Source organism: Acidobacteriota bacterium (assembly GCA_003696075.1).
Classification (GTDB): Bacteria; Acidobacteriota; Polarisedimenticolia; order J045; family J045; genus J045.
The window spans coordinates 1-16,879 of the sequence record RFHH01000191.1 but is presented as its reverse complement, the minus strand read 5'-3'; the positions used below and the strand labels follow the sequence as shown (position 1 = coordinate 16,879).

Here is a 16,879-nt window from a genome sequence, read left to right as displayed (position 1 = left end):
GTAGGCCGGAACGATCAACCGCGAATCGTCGTCGAACAGATAGACCACGCCGGTGTCGAAGTCGACGAGACGCCGCAACCGGGCGATCACGATCTTCAAGGTCTCCTCGAGCCCCACCGAAGAGCCGAGATCTCGAGCGAGGTCCCACATCGCGATCGCTTCGCGCCGCGTCGCGACGATATCCTCGAGCACGCCGCGCTCCACCCCGGCGCGGTACAAGGCCTCGGCGTGCTCGCGCAGCCCGGCGCTGATCTCCTCCAGGCCGTGGGCTGCAGGGGGTTGGACCGAGCAGGCGGCGGCGTGAAGCTCCTCGAAGTGCGCGCAGAAGAGCTTGACCAGTTTGGGGTCGAACGACTTACCGGCCTGGTCCCGGATCGCCCGGAGCGCTTCCTCCGGCTCCAGCGGCTCTCTCCAGGAGCGAGCGGACATCATGGCATCGGCGGCGTCGGCGAGCGACAGGATGCGCGCCCCGAGTGGAATCGCTTCTCCCGCGAGACCATCGGGGTACCCGCTCCCGTCCCAGCGTTCGCGGTGGTGCCGGATGAACGGGACGACGGGATAGGGGAAAGCGACGTCGCGGAGGATTTCCGCACCGAACGCGGGATAGCTCTGGACTTTCTTGCGTTCGGCCGGCGTCAGGCGCCCGGGCTTGTTGATGATGTAGTCGGGCACGGCGATCTTGCCGACATCGTGGAGCAGCGCCGCGGCACGGATCCCCTCGAGGACGGTCTCATCGACCCGGTACAGCTCGGCCAGCCCGACGGCGTACGCCTGGACGCGCAGGAGGTGTCCGGGGGAGGACTGACCCTTGGCGTCGATCGCCATGGCGAGCGCCTGGATCGTCTGGAGATGCACCTCGTTCATCGCGGCGATGCGCCGGTTCTGCTCCTCCACGCGGCCGAGGTAGACCCGGTAGGCGGCATAGGTGAAAGCGGCGATGGGTACGGTCACCGCCAGACCGGCGATTCCGGCCGCCCGCACGAGCACATAGGCGAGGCCGGCCGCGGCAGCGCCCGCGAAGAAGGAGACCGAGGTCCAGACGTAGCTGTCCTTCCATAGCCGCCAGGCCGATGTCCTCCGCGCCGCCGCCGTGAGGATGGCCACCAGCCACGAGTTGATGAGGTAGTGGGTCAGCGCCATCGCCCCGAGGGCGACGAAGGCCGATACGGGGTCGGGAGCCGACACGCGTTGCGGGGCCGTCCAGGCGAGTGTCTTCAGGTAGACGCCGCCGGCGGCCAGCGTGGACATCGTCAGCACCGACAGGCTGCTGAAGGCGGAGAGTAGCCGCGACGAGTGCCGGCGCGTGGCGAGGAATCCCTCCGTTCCGGCGATGAGCGCTCCGTGAACCGGACCGAAGAACATCACCGAGGAGAAGACCAGCGCGTCCGAGACGGAGATCAGCGAGTTGATGCCGGGCAGCTTGATGGAAGCCCAGCCGAGCGCCATGGCCGCGGCGAGAAGGGCGAGGTACGACCAGGACGGTCCCGCCGCTTGCTCCGCGACGACGGAGGACACCGCCCACGCATACAGGAGCGTGCCCGCGACGTTCACGACGGCGAACGTCGCCTTTCCGGCCCGGGTGAGCGGCTTTATCATCGGTGCGCCTTCCCGGGCGAATATGGGATGGCCGCAGGCAGAAGGCTAGTCGTGTCAGCGCATTGCACCCGCCCCAACCCCGCCGGCCGGGAGGATCGTTTCAGTTCGGCACGGTTCGTGCTCCGTTAGGGAACAGGCACGGAGGAATGGGCATGGATTTCGATGTCGTCGTCATCGGCGGCGGCTCCGCCGGGACCTCCGCGGCGAGGGCCGCGGTCGCCGCGGGAGCGAGGACCGCTCTGGTCAACGACGGAGAGCTCGGCGGTCTGTGCATTCTCCGCGGATGCATGCCGACCAAGGCGATGCTCGAATCGGCCCACGCCGCCCACGAACCCACCCGCGCAGCGGATCTCGGCGTTCGCTTCGAAGGCAGGATGGTGCCGGACTTCGCGCGCATCATGGAGCGCAAGGACGCGCTCGTCGCCCGGTTCCAGCGGGCGAAGATCGCGTCCGTCGAGAAGCTCGGCTGCGAGTTGATTCGCGGTCGCGCCCGGTTCGCGCCGGGCGGTCGCCTCGAGGTCGACGGCCGCACGCTGCGTGCCCGTTCCTACGTGATCGCCACCGGCTCGGTCCCCGTGGTACCTGAGATCGTCCGGCAGGCGGGGGTGCCGGCGCTGACGAGCGACGACGTGATGCGGCTGACGGAACCGCCCGGCTCGCTGATCGTGTGGGGCGCGGGCCCGGTCGGCCTCGAGCTCGGGCAGTTCTTCGCCCGGATCGGGAGCGAGGTCACGGTGGTCAACCGCTCTCCGCTCCTCTCGCGGTTCGATCCGGACTGCGGCGCGGAACTCGCCGCGGCTCTGAATGAAGAGGACCGGCTCCGGATCCTCGCACCCGCCGGCGTGCTCGCCGTGCGACGGGACGGAGGGGCGGTGGCCGTCGCCGTAGAGACGGCTGGTGGTGCGCGGCAGCTTCGCGCAGAGGCGCTGCTCGTCGCGACGGGCCGGCGTCCCGCCCTGGACGGCCTTCGACTCGAACTCGCGGGCGTGGAGCAGCGCGACGGTGCGGTGCCGCACGACGAGACGATGCGCACCTCGAACCCCAGCATCTACGTGGCCGGGGACGCGACCGGAAGGTTCCAGATCCTTCACCTGGCGAACCAGGAGGGGGCCGTTGCCGGACACAACGCGGCGGGCGGGACTCCTCCGCAAGCGATGGACTACCGCCTCAAGATGTGGGCGATCTTCACCGACCCTCCCTTCGCCTGCATCGGCATGAGCGCCCGCGAGGTGGAAAGCGCTCGTGCGGCGGGACGCTCCATCGCCTGCGGTGAAGCGAGGCTCCCGGAGACGGGGCGGGCGATCACGATGAACGTCCGGCACGGCATCTGGAAGCTGTACGCCGACGCCACGACGGGTGAGATCCTCGGTTCCTCCATCGTCGGCCCGCGCGCCGACGACCTGATCCACATCGTCGCCAGCCTCATGCACTTCCGCGGGAGCGTGGAGGATGTCCGGCGGATGCCGTGGTACCACCCCACCCTGTCCGAGGTGATGCTGAACCTGGAACGCAGCCTCGCCGAGTGCATTCGCGGAGCCGAGAAGGCACCTCCTCCCCCGGCCTGAGGCGCGAGCTTCCGTGGCGCCGGGCGATCGCCGGCACTATTCCTAGCTTCGCCCGTCAGGCGGCCGCCGGGGCGCCGCGGACCGCGGCCCGGGAGGACGGCTCTTGGGACGACCGCTGCTGAGCGCCTGCCTGATCGTCCGGGACGAGGAGGAGAGACTCGGCCGGTGCCTGACGTCGCTGCGCCCCGTCGCGGACGAGCTCGTGGTGGCCGACACGGGTTCGGCGGACCGCTCGAGGGAGATCGCGCGCCGGCACGGAGCCCGGGTGGTCGACATCGCCTGGCGCGACGATTTCGCGGCGGCGAGAAACGAGTGCTTGGAGCGGGCGCGGGGCGCCTGGATCCTTGTCGTCGACGCCGACGAAGTTCTCGAGAATCCCGACCGGGCGGCGCTCGAGGGGCTTCTCGCCGCCAGCGACGCGCCCGGATTCACGGTCGAGATCGTCTCCGCGCGCGACGGCGGCGATGAGGAGATCGCACACGTCGCCCGGCTGTTCCGCAACCTGCCGTCCCACCGGTACCGCGGCCGGGTCCACGAGCAGATCCTGCCGGCGCTGGCAGCGAGCGCCGGACGCCCGGACTGGACGCCTCCGCGGTCCGGCCTGCGCCTTCGTCACGAGGGTTACCTCGCGGAGGTGCGGGAACGACGAAACAAGCTGGAGCGGAACCGGCGTTTGCTGCGCGAGGAGATCGCCAGGCGCCCGCACGATCCAGGACCTCGCTACTTCCTCGCGAGGGAGCTGGCGCCGCACATCGGCGGCGATCTGCTCGACATGCCGCCGGCGGACGAGGCGTGGGAGGCGGTGCGGCCGGCGGTCGAGGCGGTCCTCTCCGGACCGCCCTGCGGGCTGACCGATCCCCTTGGCGCTCTCGGGGTGAGGCTCGCCGTCGTTCGGGGAGAGGACGAACTCGCCAGGCGCTGGTCGGAGATGCTCGGAAAGCGTGTCGGGCGGAGCGCGCGGTGGTGCTATGCCGAGGGGGAACGGCTCCTCACGATCGGCGCCATGGGCGATCGGGAGGCTGCCGAAACCGCGGCCGGGTGGTTCGCGGCGGCGGCTCACGCTCCCGAGGGGTCGCCGGCCGTGATCACCCCGCGGCGGCTTCGCACCTGCTGGGCACCGGTCCGCCGCGATCTCGCGCGATGCCTGGCGGGGCGCGACCGTCCCGCGCAGACGGCTACCGGCGAAGGCGTCGAACCGCTCCTCGCCCGGGCCTGGGCGGAAGCGGCCTCCGGCCGCAGCGCGGCCGCCGTCCGCCTCCTTGCCGACGGGGTTCGCCGTGACCGCGGGGATCCGCGGTTGTGGCTCGCGCTCGCCGTGGCGCTTCGGGTTGACGGGGAGACGCGCCGGGCGTGTCGGGCGGCGCGGGCGGCCCTCGCCGCGGCACCCGGCTGGCGGGCCGCCGAGGAGTGGCTCGCCGGCAGGCCGGCGCCTTTCCGGGGACTCCTCGCCCCGTGGTCGCTCGCCGCACGGGAGTCCGCCCGCGCGTGAGGCTGCTGCTTGACCCGGATTCTTCGATGAATCCTCGGAGCGGAACGCCGCAGATGCAGCGCCCGCCCCGAGGGCTTCGTGGAATCCGGGTCAGAAGTGGATGCCGACGCCGGCGTGGTACCCGTTCGACTCGAGCGTCATGCTGCCGAGCCCGGGATCGACACTCGTCATGTCGATCGAGGTCGACCGGTAGCCGACCCGAAGCGTCACGAAGGGAGCCGGCTCCAGGCCGAACCCGACGTCGAACTCCTGCCCCTTGAGGTCGCGCGCCGTCGTCAGGTCGTCGAGCGAGGGCATGTAGGCGACCTCGCCGTAGGCGTGCAGGATTCCGACGAGCGACAGCCGGCCCTGCGCGACGACCCGCGCGCCGCTGGTGTTCTCCGTTCCGAGGTCGACGTCCTCCCAGCCGAGTCCCACGGCCAGGAAGTTGTTCTCCGTCGGGGACAGGAGGCGCAGCATCACGTCCACGGAGCCGTAGCGGGTGCGATCGGCGGTGTCCGGATCGGATGTGAACAACGCGGCACGCGCCCCCCAGCGGTCGAAGAGCCACAGTTCGGCCCGACCGCTCATCGCGTCGGCACCATTGGACAGGCCCGCCATCGACTGGTCGTTCAGCCAGTAGCCGACGGTCACCTCCCCGTCGACCGGGCCGAGCGCCAGCGCGACGGCAGGCGCGGCGCAGGCCACGGCGATCGCGGCAAGCAGGTGAATCGCCTCTTTGCGCATGTTGGACTCTCCAGCGATCCTGCGGGCGTGGGCGGCGCCCGCCGTGCCTCTCCAGTCGAACGTAGATGTCTTCCGGCCCGCCCGGCAAGCCGGTGCGACCGGCCGCGCGCTTCCCTCGTCTACACTGGGGAGGGCGGGCCCGCCAAGCCCGGGCCCCGGGAGGCGCCATGGGAAGCGGCGGTCACGGGCGGAAGCTGGCGGCGGTCGCGGCCGTGGCAGCGGCCGTGGGCGCGTGTGCCCCGCCGGAACCGGACGTGCCGGTGGCAGTTTTCGTGCGCCACTACCTGCGGCCGATCTACGAGGAGGACATTCCGGCCACCGGTGAGATCGGCGCCCCGATCCGGCTCGCCGCCACTCCCGGCGAGTACGAGCCGGCGAGCCTCGGCGTCCGCGCGCAACATGCGCTCGTGGGTCTCCGCGTCACCCCGAGCGAGCTGGTCCCGGAGGGAGGCGGTCCGCCCATACCGGCGGAGGCGGTCGAGGTCAGGATCACCGGCTACGGCGAGCCGCTCCCCCGCTGGCGGCCGATCTCGAGGCATCCACGGCCGCCGAAGTATCTCGAACCGAACCGTCCGATCGACCTGCCGGCGCGGCGCACGCAGCAGTTCTGGCTCACGATCCACGTCCCTGAGGATGCGGCGCCGGGGCGTTACACCGGCCGGCTGGAAGTGACGGCGGAGGGGGAGCCCCCGCGCACCGTGCCGGTGGAGCTCGAGGTCTACCCGTTCCGGCTGAAGGAAGCGGGACCGTCCTACTTCCTGTACGGAGACAACTACCCGCTTTCGGAGGAGGCGTTCGAGGAGAGCCGCCGTCACGGGATGAACACGATCTGCACCAGCCACGGGTGGGCCAAGAACGTCGTTCCCGAATGGCGTGAGGGCCGGTTCGTCTACCGGGACCGCTTCGAGGCGCTCGCCCGGGTGATCGAGACCGCGCGGGCTCACGGCCTCGGGAAGGACCGGCCGATCGGGATCATGTTCTACTCGCATCTCGTCCAGTCGATCCCGGTGGCCTTGGCGCGCGCCGGTGTGCGGGCTCCCGGGGGAGAGCTGGTCCGCGCGATCGACCCCCCACCACGGGTACGAACTATTCCATCCTCTGGGGGTCGCGCTCGAGGTGGACAGGCACCGGGGGCCGTATTACCCCGCGCGGGACCCGGCGGCGCCGCCGACGACGCGGTACGGGCGGATCGTCTACGAAGGGTGGAAGCAGGCGTTCCGCGAGATTCTGTCCCTGGGCCGCGAACGTGGTTGGCCTCCGCTTTGGTTCTACCTGATCGACGAACCCCATCACAGCCGCGGCGCGATGCGCCTGGCCATACTGATGGCGCGCGCCGCGCAGGAGGCCGGCGCCGACGGGATGATCACCTGCAACGAGCCCACCGTTTCCGAGCCGGACCCGGACAAGCGGTGGTTCCCGCCCGTGGGAGACGAGCCGGCGCTCATGCTCGAGCCCTGGGTCAAGACACGCTGCTACCACAACCGGTATCTTGGCCCGGAAACGCGTGAGCGCACGCGGCAGGCAGGCGACCGGTACGGGACCTACATCAACATCTACGGTAACCAGCCGGCGAGCACGCGCTACCTTGCGGGGTTCCTCGCGTGGCGGCTCGGGCTGGATCTCGTGATGCTCTGGCAGCGGAAGAACGCCAGCAAGGAGCTGGAAGGGGTGCGCGTCTGGCTTCGCGACTGGGAGGCGGCAAGGGAAGGCATCGACGATATCCGGTACATCGAGGCGCTCGAGCGCGCCGTCGAGTCCGGTGTGGGGGCGCCGGGGGCGATCGCGAAGGCGCGCGAACTTCTCGCTCGGCTGGAGCGCGAAATCGTGCCGACTCCCGAGGAGATCGGTTACGTCGACGGCGTCACCGGTCGATGGGTTCCCGGCAAGCGCGCCTGGGCACCGGAGCGATACGACGAGATCCGCGCCGAAGTGGCGCGGGCGATCGCCGCGCTGGGGGAGGCGCCGTGAGGGGCCGTGCCCGCCCGCGGGCCGGTGTACGCGTCCACGGCGATACGCCGGGCGGGCCTTCGGGCGTGTTCAGCGAGATCTACGAACTCGTCCGGCAGATCCCTCCCGGCCGGGTGATGACCTACGGGCAAATCGCCGCGCTTCTCGGCCATCGCGTATCGCCCCGTGCCGTCGGCTGGGCGATGCACGGATGCCCGGCGGACGTTCCGTGGCACCGGGTGGTCAACGCCAGGGGAGGCTGCTCCACCGACCGGCTGACCGACATGCCGCCGGGGCTCCAGCGCGCTCTCCTCGAACGGGAGGGAGTGCGGTTCGGCTCGACCGGACGGATCGATCTCGCCCGGTACCGCTGGACGCCGGCGCCGCCTTCTCCTCACCGGGAAGAGCCGCAGCAGGAGGAGGCGCCGCCGTAGCCGGGAAAGGGTCGCCCTTCGGCGCACAGCCGGCACTCCGGGTCGCGGTGCACCTCGAGCTCGGTGAAACGTGCGGCGAGAGCGTCGTACAGAAGGATCCGTCCCACGAGAGGACGGCCGATTCCGAGCAGCAGCTTGATGGCCTCCACACCCTGGATCGATCCGATCACCCCGGGAAGCACACCCAGGACCCCCGCCTCCGCGCAGGGGGGAGCCGTTCCGGGCGGCGGCGGTTCCGGGAAGAGGCAGCGGTAGCAAGGGCCGTGGCCGGGCCAGAACACCCCCACCTGTCCCTGGAACCGGTGGATGGCCCCTTGAACGTCGGGGATCCCCAGCCTGACGCAGGCGTCGTTCACCAGGTACCGGGTGGCGAAGTTGTCCGATCCGTCGACGACGACCTCGTAGCGGGAGAGGATCCGCTCGACGTTCTCCGGCGTGAGCCGCTCGGCGTAGCCTTCGATGCGAACAGAGGGGTTGAGCGCTGCCAGCGTCTTCGCCGCTGAGTCCACTTTCGGCGTGCCGAGCCGCTCTTCGTTGTGGATCACCTGCCGGTGGAGATTTCCGCGCTCCACCACGTCGTCATCGACGATTCCGATGGTTCCGACTCCCGCCGCCGCCAGATACAGCGCCGCGGGAGAGCCGAGCCCGCCCGCGCCGACGACGAGCACCTTGGAGCGGAGCAGCCGGGCCTGCCCCTCGGAGCCCACCTCCGGGATCACGATCTGGCGGGCGTAGCGCTCCCGCTGCTCCGCCGTCAGGCCGTCCGGACCTTCGACCGGCAACCGCGCGGCTCTCCACGCGTCGAAGCCGCCTGCGACCGAGGCGACCTCCTCGTAGCCGAGTCGCGCGAGGGTTTCTGCCGCGATGCGGGAACGCACGCCCGCGGCGCAGATCAGAAGCACGGGGCGGCTCCGGTCCGGGACGAGCCGCGGCACCTGCGTTTCCACCTCTCCGCAGGGAACGTGCAGAGCGCCCCGGGGACGGCCGATCGCAAGTTCGTAGGGTTCGCGCACGTCGATCAGGACCGCGCCGGCACGCGTGAGCTCGAGCGCGCGATCGACGTCGACCTCTCGCACCACCCCGCGCCTTCCGGGGCGTCCGGACCGGTTCATCCGTCGTCCCTCCTCGCCGTCGAGATGGTAGCGTCGATTCACCCGGGACGCTTCGGCGCCGTCACCGCACCCCCGGCCGCAGCGGGTCCCCGAACCCGAGCACGCGCACGGACACGAACCAGAAACGGGAATCGGCACCGGACTGCAGATTCCTTCCGTATCCCGCCATCAGTCGATCGTCGAGCAACGAGAGGGTCGCGGCGAGGCCGACCTCGATGCTCTCCTCGGCGACGAAGTCGAGGCTCAGCGCGGACAGTCCCAGCCCCGCGACGTGCCAGGAGCGGGTGCTCTTCGCCTCGGCAGCGTCGCGAGGCCACCGGCGAAAGTGCAGGAGCCACGTGACGACGGGCGCCGGCTCCCAGGACGCGCCCGGGGAGCCGCGCCGGGCGAAGGCGAGGCCGGCGACAACGCGGCTCGACCATCCGAAACTCCGCACCTCGAACAGATCCCGCCAGCCGGCCCCCTCGAGGCGAACACCCCGCCGGTAGAACGCGTATCGGACAACGACGGAGAAACGATCCCCGACCCCCCTCGGCCGGCGCCGGAGGTCCACGCGGGTGTCGAGGTCTTCCTCGATGCGGCGCCTCATGGCGCCGGCGGGTCCCGGCAGCATCGACGCCGGCGGTGCCACGCCGAGTCCGGCCGCGCGCACGATCCAGCCGAGTGCGGCGGTGGGGAGCGGAACGAGCTCGCGGGCGACGGCGCCGAGCGCTCGCTCCGCCCGCCGGGTCGCCTCCGCGAACCGGCGCCCTCGGTCCGACAACCGCGCTGCGGCGTCGGACGGAAGTCTCGCGAGAAAGGCTCGCGCCTCGCGGGCCCGCTCCCGCCAGGTCTCGGGGTCGAGGGCGCGCAGACCGTCCCCCCGCCCGAGCTCCGCCAGTGCCTCCAGCCATCGCGCCAGCGCCTCCGGGGCGCCCTTTCCCCGCACCGATTCCGGAAGGCGCGCGAGAGCGGCGAGGCGCTGCAGGTCGGAGTCGACCTCGCGGGCGAGCTGGACCAGGCCGCGGTAGCCTTCCGTCGCCTCCAGTTCTCCGAGGAGCGTCCCGGGCAGGGCGGCCGGCCGCAGGGATTCGATCCAGGCGCGCAGCGCGTCGAGGTCCGCGGAAAGTCGGTCCAAGGCCGCGGCAAGCCGGGCTCCGAACTCTTCGAGTTCGGGGCCCCGCGCCTCGAATTCGGCGGTCACGCCGGCCCGCAGCGCCTGCCACAAGCTGCGCGCCTCGCCGATTTCCGCGGCGATCGTCTCGAGGCGGGCGAAGGCCCGGCGCGCGTCCTCCGGAACGCCGAACCGCACCTTCACCGGTTCGCGGAGCGGACCCTCGGCCTCGCGGTCGTAGCCTTCGACGTGGAGCGCGTAGGCGGCTCCGCCGGGGGTGACGGCGTGCGCCTGCACCGACAGCTCGACTCCCGGATCGCTTTCCTCGAGCTCCCGGTAGAGGGCCGCCAGCTCCTCCGCTGCCAGCGAACCGAGACGGTCCCAGTCGTACCCCGGAGGGGCGTCGATGAGCACCGAAGCGAGATCGCTCTCGGCGAGACTTTCGGCCAGCGCTCGGGAGCCCATCTCCCGCGCCAGGCGGACCGTCCGGGCTCGGAGCAGCGAGTCGAAGACTTCGCGGTTGACGGCGCCCATGTTCCGGATCGCGGCCCTTGCGCGGCCGATGTCGCCCGATGTGAACGCCTCCACGGCCATCGCGGTCGCTGCGCCCATTCGGGTGACCGCCGTTTCGAGCAGCGCGGCACGTTCGGCAAGGCGGGCGCCGCCGGCAGGGAGCGGAACGGCTCCCGTGTCGGCAAGGGCGGCGAGGAGGCTGGCGCGGTCGATGTGGATCGCGATCGCGCTGAGCGAATCCACGACATAGGGCCCCTTTCCGGCGGGTCCGAGGTCCAGGCCACCGCCGGCAGAGGGGCCGCCGACCGGACGCTCCTCGTAGCGGACGGCCTCGGGGATGGACCCGGGTTCGGCCCGGGACAGCGCGATCGATGCGATCCCGATCAGAGCGAAGAGGACTGCGCGTCCAGGAAAGCGAGCTCGATGTCGAGGTCCGACGCGTGGTCGGCCAGCCACACCACCGGTTCGTCGTTGAGGTCGAGCACGACGGCGCACCACTCGTCCTCCCCTTCGAAGAGCGACTCTTCCTGCCCGGGCTCGAAGATGCGGCGGTCGCGGACCCACACGACCTCGCGGAAGGGGAACGGCGCGGCGCGCCGTTCGGCGCGATCGGCGAAGCGGCTCACTTCCGGAGACCGCCCTCGGACAATCATCGCCACCATCGCGGGGTGACCCAGGACGGACCGAAGAGCGGCACGACTTTCGCGGATGTCCTCGCGGGCATGGCCCGGCCTGACGTCGAGGATTCGCATCCGCGTCCTCCGTCCGGGCTTCGCCGCCCGGGCCCCAGTCTCGCACGGTTACTTCCGGAACCGGAAGCGAGCCTGGCGGACCGGGTTGCGCCGGTGAGAGCGCCGCCCGGCGTCAGCCGCGCTCGACGACGATCTTGCCGAAGTGGCGGCCCTCCGCGAGTCGTTCCAGAGCCGCACCGAGCTCTTCGAACGGGAAGCGCGCGTCGATCACCGGGCGGATCTTCTTCTCGTCGATGAAGCGGATCATCCGCTCGAAGGCGGCCCGCGAATCGACGAAGATCCCCTGGAGTCTTTGGCGGCGCATCATGAGGTTGACCGCGGTGAACGGAGCTGCGGCACCGGAAAGGACCCCGATGAGGGCGATGGTTCCGCCGGGTCTCGTCGCGCGCACGGAGAGATCGAGAGTCCCCGCGCCGGCGGTCTCGACCGTGATGTGAGCTCCTCCGCCTGTCCGATCGCACACGGGACGGTCCCACTCGGGCGTCGTGCGGTAGTTGATCACCCCGTCCGCCCCCAGCTCCTCCGCCCTTCGGAGCTTGCCGTCATCGCTGCTGGTGATCACCACCTTGGCGCCCATGGCCTTGGCGAGCTGGAGCGCGAAGATGGAGACGCCACCCGTTCCGAGGGTGAGGACCCATTGGCCGGCCTCGAGGCGCCCCTCGGTGACGAGAGCACTCCAGGCGGTCAGCGCGGCAATCGGTAGCGTGGCCGCCTCGGCAAAGCTCATCCACTCGGGGATGGGGAGAACCGCCTCCGCCGGAAGGACGACATGCTCTGCGGCGAGGCCCGGGCCGGGCAGGCCGAGTGTCGTCCGGCCGTATTCTCCACGGTACGGCCCGTCGATCCACCCGGCGATGAAGTGGGAGACGACGCGGTCCCCGGGCTTCACGCGCCCGACGCCGGGACCGACGGCGGCGACCGTGCCCGCGCCGTCGCTGATCGGCGTCGCCGGGAGCGGTAGCTTGGGATTGTAGGTCCCCCGAACCACGAGCAGGTCGCGGTAGTTGAGGCTCAGCGCCCGCACGTCGAGGAGGATCTCCCCCGGACCCGGCGAGGGCTCCGGCACCTCGGCGAGCCGGAGGTTCTCGATGCCGAAGCGTTCCAGCTGGTAGGCACGCATCCTTCGAATCCCCTTTCGCCGCGGCGCATCCGCGGCTGGTTCGAGGATAGCCGTTCTCCGGGTTGTTGTCGGCATCCGGGTCGGCGTAAGTTGATGCTGCCGCCGAGGGGCCGGCCCCCGGCGGGAGGTTCGCGAAAGGGGTGTCGAGATGAAGGTCCTGCTCGTCAGTCCGGCGTTCCCGGAGACGTACTGGAGCCAGAAGCACGCGCTGCCGTTCGTGCGCCGCCGGGCCCTGCTCCCGCCCCTCGGGCTGATCACCGTGGCGGCGCTCATGCCGCAGGAGTGGGAGTTCGAGCTTGTCGACCTCGCCGTCGAGCCGCTCGAGGACGAGAGGATCCGATCGGCCGATCTCGTGGCGATCGGCGGGATGCTGGTCCAGCGGAACTCGATCCACGATGTGCTCGCCCGCTGCCGGCGCCTCGGGATCCCGACCGTCGTGGGCGGCCCCTATGCGATGGCGATGCCGGAACAGCTCGACGACGCCGATCATCTGGTGCTCGGGGAGGGAGAGGACCTCGTGCCGCGATTCGCCTCGGACTTTGCGGCCGGCCGCGCGGCGCGGATCTACAAGGAAGAGGGCAAGCCCGACCTCTCGAAGTCGCCGACCCCTCGCTTCGATCTCCTGGACGTGGGCGCATATCACCAGATGGCGGTTCAGTTTTCGCGCGGTTGCCCGTTCCATTGCGAATTCTGCGACATCATCGTCATGTACGGTCGCAAGCCGCGTGTCAAGACACCCGAGCAGATTCTCAAAGAGCTGGATGCGATCAAGGCCACGGGCTTCTCGGGTGACGTGTTTTTCGTGGACGACAATTTCATCGGTAACAAGCGCGCGGCGAAACAAGTGCTTCCTCGGATCGCCGAATGGCTGGAGACGACCCGCGCCCCGCTGAGTTTCTTCACCGAAGCGTCGATGAACCTGGCGGAGGATCCGGAGCTGATGCAGATGATGACGCGGGCCGGATTCCACGCCGTCTTCGTCGGGATCGAGAGTCCGTCGCCGGAGTCGCTCAAGGAGACGACGAAGGTCCAGAACATCAAGGGCGACATCGTCGAGCGGATCCACCGGATCCTGCGGCACGGACTGGACGTGTGGGGCGGGTACATTCTCGGCTTCGACTCCGACGGCCCAGGGATTTTCGAAAGGATGATCCGGTTCGTCCAGGAGTCAGCCGTGCCGTACTCGATGGTGGGAATTCTCGGCGCGCTGCCGAACACGCCCCTCTACGAGCGCCTCAAGAAGGAAGGGCGACTACGCGAGCTGACGAGGGAGATGGTGGGCGACCAGTTCGGATTGACGAACGTCGTCACCAAGATCCCCGCCCGGCAGTTGCTCGAAGGCTACCGGAAGGTGATGGAGGTCATCTACGACCCCGTGACCTACTTCGAACGGTGTAAGCGGAACCTGGAGCGCTGGAACCCGCCCGGCACGGGACGCGGGCTGGCTCTCCGGGAACTGTGGGCGGGCGTGCGCTCGATCGTGACCCAGGGGTTCTCCGCCCCGTACCGCAAGGCGTATTGGCGTTTCCTCGGCTGGGTTCTCAAGCATCACCCGAAGAAGATCGGGCGTGCTGTCGCACAGGCGGTGGTCGGCCACCACTACATCACGTACACCAGGGAGGTGGTCCTGCCGGCGCTCCAGCGGGAGATCGAGAAGCTCGACGCCGGAGACGGAGGGAGGCGGCTGGCGGCCGGCGAGACGTGAGCCGGTGCCGCGCGGCGCCGGTCAGACCCTGCCGCCGCGCGTGCGGAACTCGGCACTCTTCTCCTGCATTCCCAGGCGGCGCGCCGCGTCGAGGTCGGTTTCCCCCTGCCGGCGCGCGAAGTCCCTGATTTGCTGCGTGATCTCCATCGAGCAGAACTTGGGACCGCACATGGAGCAGAAGTGGGCGAGCTTGGCGGGCTCGGCCGGCAGCGTCTCGTCGTGATACGCGCGGGCTGTCTCCGGATCGAGAGCGAGGTGGAACTGGTCTTCCCAGCGGAACTCGTAGCGGGCTTTCGAGATCGCGTTGTCCCAGAGCTGGGCGGCCGGGTGGCCCTTGGCGAGATCGGCGGCGTGAGCGGCGATCTTGTATGCGATCACGCCCTGCTTCACGTCCTCTCGATTCGGGAGGCCGAGATGTTCCTTCGGGGTGACGTAGCAAAGCATGGCGGTGCCGTACCAGCCGATCATCGCCGCGCCGATCGCCGACGTGATGTGGTCATATCCCGGAGCGATGTCGGTCGTGAGCGGTCCCAGAGTGTAGAAAGGAGCCTCCCCGCACCACTCGAGCTGCTTGTCGACATTCTCCTTGATCAGGTGGAGCGGAATGTGGCCGGGCCCCTCGTTCATGACCTGGACATCGAATTCCCAGGCGCGCCGCGTGAGCTCCCCCTGCGTGCGGAGCTCGGCGAACTGAGCCTCGTCGTTCGCATCCTCGATCGACCCCGGCCGCAGGCCGTCGCCGATGGAGAAGGCGACGTCGTAGGCGGCCATGATCTCGCAGATCTCGTCCCAGTGCGTGTAGAGGAAGTTCTCTTCGTGGTGGGCGAGGCACCACTTGGCCATGATCGAGCCGCCCCGGCTGACGATCCCCGTTCGGCGCCTTGCCGTGAGCGGGATGTAGCGCAAGAGCACCCCGGCGTGGATGGTGAAATAGTCGACCCCCTGCTCCGCCTGCTCGATCAGGGTGTCCCGGAAGACCTCCCAGGTGAGGTCCTCCGGGCGGCCGCCGACGCGTTCGAGTGCTTCGTACAGCGGAACCGTGCCGATCGGGACCGGCGAGTTCCTGATGATCCACTCCCGCGTTTCGTGGATGTTGGCGCCCGTCGACAGGTCCATAGCCGTGTCGGCGCCCCAGCGGATTGCCCACACCAGCTTCTCGACCTCGTCCTCGATCGAGCTGGCGACCGCGGAGTTCCCGATGTTGGCGTTGATCTTCACGAGGAAGTTCCGCCCGATGATCATCGGCTCGAGCTCGGGATGGTTGATGTTCGCGGGGATGATGGCGCGCCCGCGGGCGACCTCGTCCCTGACGAATTCCGGGGTGATCTCTTCCGGGATCGAGGCGCCGAACGCTTCTCCGCGGTGCCGTCGCATCAGCTCGGGATGGCGCTCGCGCTGCTCGGCGAGGCGGAGGTTCTCCCGGATCGCGACGAATTCCATCTCCGGCGTGATCTCGCCGCGCCGCGCGTAGTGCATCTGGGTCACGCGCCGGCCGGGCTTCGCGCGTAGGATGGGCCGGCGGCGCGGGAACCGCACCGCATCCAGCTCCGGATCGCGCGCCCGCTCGCGGGCGTGATCGGAGGATGGCCCGTCGAGCACCTCCACGTCGCCACGCTCCCTGATCCACTCTTCCCGGATCGCCGGCAGACCGCGACGAACGTCGATATCGGCGGCGGGATCGGTGAACGGGCCCGAGGAGTCGTACACGAACAGCGGTCCGTTGGGTTCGACACGCTCCCCCGAGCGTGTCGGCGACAGCTCGATCTCCCTCATCGGCACGCGGATCGACGGCCGGCTCCCCGTCACGTAGACCTTGCGCGATCCCGGCAAGGGGCCGGTCGTGATGCGCCCGCGCCGGTCTGGGCTGTCGAAGGTGCGTGGTGCGCGGCTGTCCATGGCCCGGACCTCCCGCCCGCGCAGGCGTCCGCGGGCGAAAACAGCGTAGGGGAAGCCGTTAGGAACGGCAAACGGTCAGAAGGTCAAGACGAGCCCGAAGTGCAGTCCGCGGTCCAGCACGATCCCGCCCGCTCCGTCGAAGGACCCGCGGAGACGGCGGTATCCGACGTAGACGTCGGCCGGTTCGATCACCTGGAAGAAGGCCCGAAAGTCGTACTCGAGGAACCCTGTGAGATCGCCAAAAGAGGACGCATCCGGAGCGTAGTACAGCCCTCCCGCGACGCCGGCTCGCCCGGACGGCGAGAGCGGGATCCGGGCGAAACCACCGAGCGCAACCGCCCCTCCGTCCGTGCTGTCCGCGTCGACGTAATACAGCCGCGCCCCCACACCGACCAGAATGTCGCCCCTCGTCCCGGCGTAGTCGACGACGTGGATTCCGGCCGCGGCGACGTCCACGCCCGAGTCGCCGTGGAGCCAGCCCGCGTCGAAGTCTAGCGTCTCGTAAGGAAGAGGCGCGGCGAGGTGGAGCCTGATCGAATCGTCGCTCACACCGATGTCGAAGGTACCGGCGGCGGCCACCGAAGCCCAGCACAGGGCGACCGCGATGGCGGCGCCGAAGCCCCGTCCCCGTACCCGGGCCGCCGCTGGCCCCGGGCCGTTTCCGCTGTGGTCCATCGATCCTCCCCGGTTCCGCCTCATGGCCTGGGGAGACCGAGGGGCTTGCCGCCAGCCAGAAATCCCCGCCGAGCAGCGCACGGCGGTCCCCTTCACGGCTCCCAGCGCCACGGACTCGTCGGCATGGGCGTTTTGCGGGCGCGATTATCGTCGGGTCGAGCATGCCCCCGCAATCCGCCTGAGGTGCTTCCTTCGCGGTGCGTTTTCGCCGCCGGGCGCCGGTTGGCACGGTTCCTGACCGTCCCGCCGCGGCGGG

At 70.1% G+C, this 16,879-nt stretch carries 13 protein-coding genes; 5 read left to right on the top strand and 8 right to left on the bottom strand.

What is annotated here, in order from left to right:
• On the bottom strand, window positions 1-1,596 hold a 1,596-nt coding region (locus tag D6718_12485; protein RMG43335.1), incomplete at its 3' end, for an HD domain-containing protein.
• 146 nt (window positions 1,597-1,742) lie between these two features.
• Here D6718_12485 and D6718_12480 point away from each other — a divergent pair.
• The gene (locus D6718_12480) at window positions 1,743-3,161 is read left to right on the top strand and encodes a dihydrolipoyl dehydrogenase (GenBank protein RMG43334.1); all 1,419 of its coding nucleotides are present in this window, start codon (window positions 1,743-1,745) and stop codon (window positions 3,159-3,161) included.
• Between the two features lie 103 nt (window positions 3,162-3,264).
• Complete coding sequence (locus tag D6718_12475; protein ID RMG43333.1) at window positions 3,265-4,650, top strand: glycosyltransferase family 2 protein; 1,386 nt, start codon at window positions 3,265-3,267, stop codon at window positions 4,648-4,650.
• Between the two features lie 90 nt (window positions 4,651-4,740).
• On the opposite strand, the gene D6718_12470 is transcribed toward D6718_12475, so the two are convergent.
• Complete coding sequence (locus tag D6718_12470) at window positions 4,741-5,376, bottom strand: hypothetical protein (protein RMG43332.1); 636 nt, start codon at window positions 5,374-5,376, stop codon at window positions 4,741-4,743.
• A gap of 1,026 nt (window positions 5,377-6,402) precedes the next feature.
• On the opposite strand from D6718_12470, the gene D6718_12465 reads away from it, so the two are divergent.
• Both D6718_12465 and D6718_12460 read left to right on the top strand, forming a co-directional pair.
• Complete coding sequence (locus D6718_12465) at window positions 6,403-7,344, top strand: hypothetical protein (protein ID RMG43331.1); 942 nt, start codon at window positions 6,403-6,405, stop codon at window positions 7,342-7,344.
• Complete coding sequence (locus tag D6718_12460) at window positions 7,248-7,757, top strand: hypothetical protein (GenBank protein ID RMG43330.1); 510 nt, start codon at window positions 7,248-7,250, stop codon at window positions 7,755-7,757. The genes D6718_12465 and D6718_12460 overlap by 97 nt, the downstream gene beginning before the upstream one ends.
• Here the strand turns inward: D6718_12460 and moeB are convergent.
• From moeB to D6718_12440, 4 genes are all read right to left on the bottom strand, one after another.
• Window positions 7,718-8,869 (bottom strand): molybdopterin-synthase adenylyltransferase MoeB, encoded by a 1,152-nt coding sequence (gene moeB, locus D6718_12455; protein ID RMG43329.1) that lies wholly within the window; start codon window positions 8,867-8,869, stop codon window positions 7,718-7,720. The two genes, D6718_12460 and moeB, sit on opposite strands and share 40 nt — an antisense overlap.
• Before the next feature lie 61 nt (window positions 8,870-8,930).
• Entirely contained in the window at window positions 8,931-10,718 is a 1,788-nt protein-coding gene (locus D6718_12450; GenBank protein RMG43328.1) for a hypothetical protein, read from the bottom strand.
• Window positions 10,719-10,858: 140 nt separating this feature from the next.
• The gene (locus D6718_12445; protein RMG43327.1) at window positions 10,859-11,227 is read right to left on the bottom strand and encodes a hypothetical protein; all 369 of its coding nucleotides are present in this window, start codon (window positions 11,225-11,227) and stop codon (window positions 10,859-10,861) included.
• 112 nt (window positions 11,228-11,339) lie between these two features.
• Window positions 11,340-12,347 (bottom strand): NAD(P)-dependent alcohol dehydrogenase, encoded by a 1,008-nt coding sequence (locus D6718_12440; protein RMG43326.1) that lies wholly within the window; start codon window positions 12,345-12,347, stop codon window positions 11,340-11,342.
• A 148-nt stretch (window positions 12,348-12,495) separates the two neighbouring features.
• Here D6718_12440 and D6718_12435 point away from each other — a divergent pair, with 148 nt between their 5' ends.
• Complete coding sequence (locus D6718_12435) at window positions 12,496-14,052, top strand: DUF4070 domain-containing protein (GenBank protein ID RMG43325.1); 1,557 nt, start codon at window positions 12,496-12,498, stop codon at window positions 14,050-14,052.
• 21 nt (window positions 14,053-14,073) lie between these two features.
• On the opposite strand, the gene thiC is transcribed toward D6718_12435, so the two are convergent.
• Together thiC and D6718_12425 are read right to left on the bottom strand one after the other, a co-directional pair.
• Window positions 14,074-15,948 carry a phosphomethylpyrimidine synthase ThiC gene (thiC, locus tag D6718_12430; GenBank protein RMG43324.1) on the bottom strand — a complete coding sequence of 625 codons (1,875 nt, stop codon included), beginning with the start codon at window positions 15,946-15,948 and terminating at the stop codon, window positions 14,074-14,076.
• Window positions 15,949-16,023: 75 nt separating this feature from the next.
• Window positions 16,024-16,647, bottom strand: a complete 624-nt coding sequence (locus D6718_12425; protein ID RMG43323.1) for a hypothetical protein — start codon at window positions 16,645-16,647, stop codon at window positions 16,024-16,026.
• Window positions 16,648-16,879: the final 232 nt, after the last annotated feature.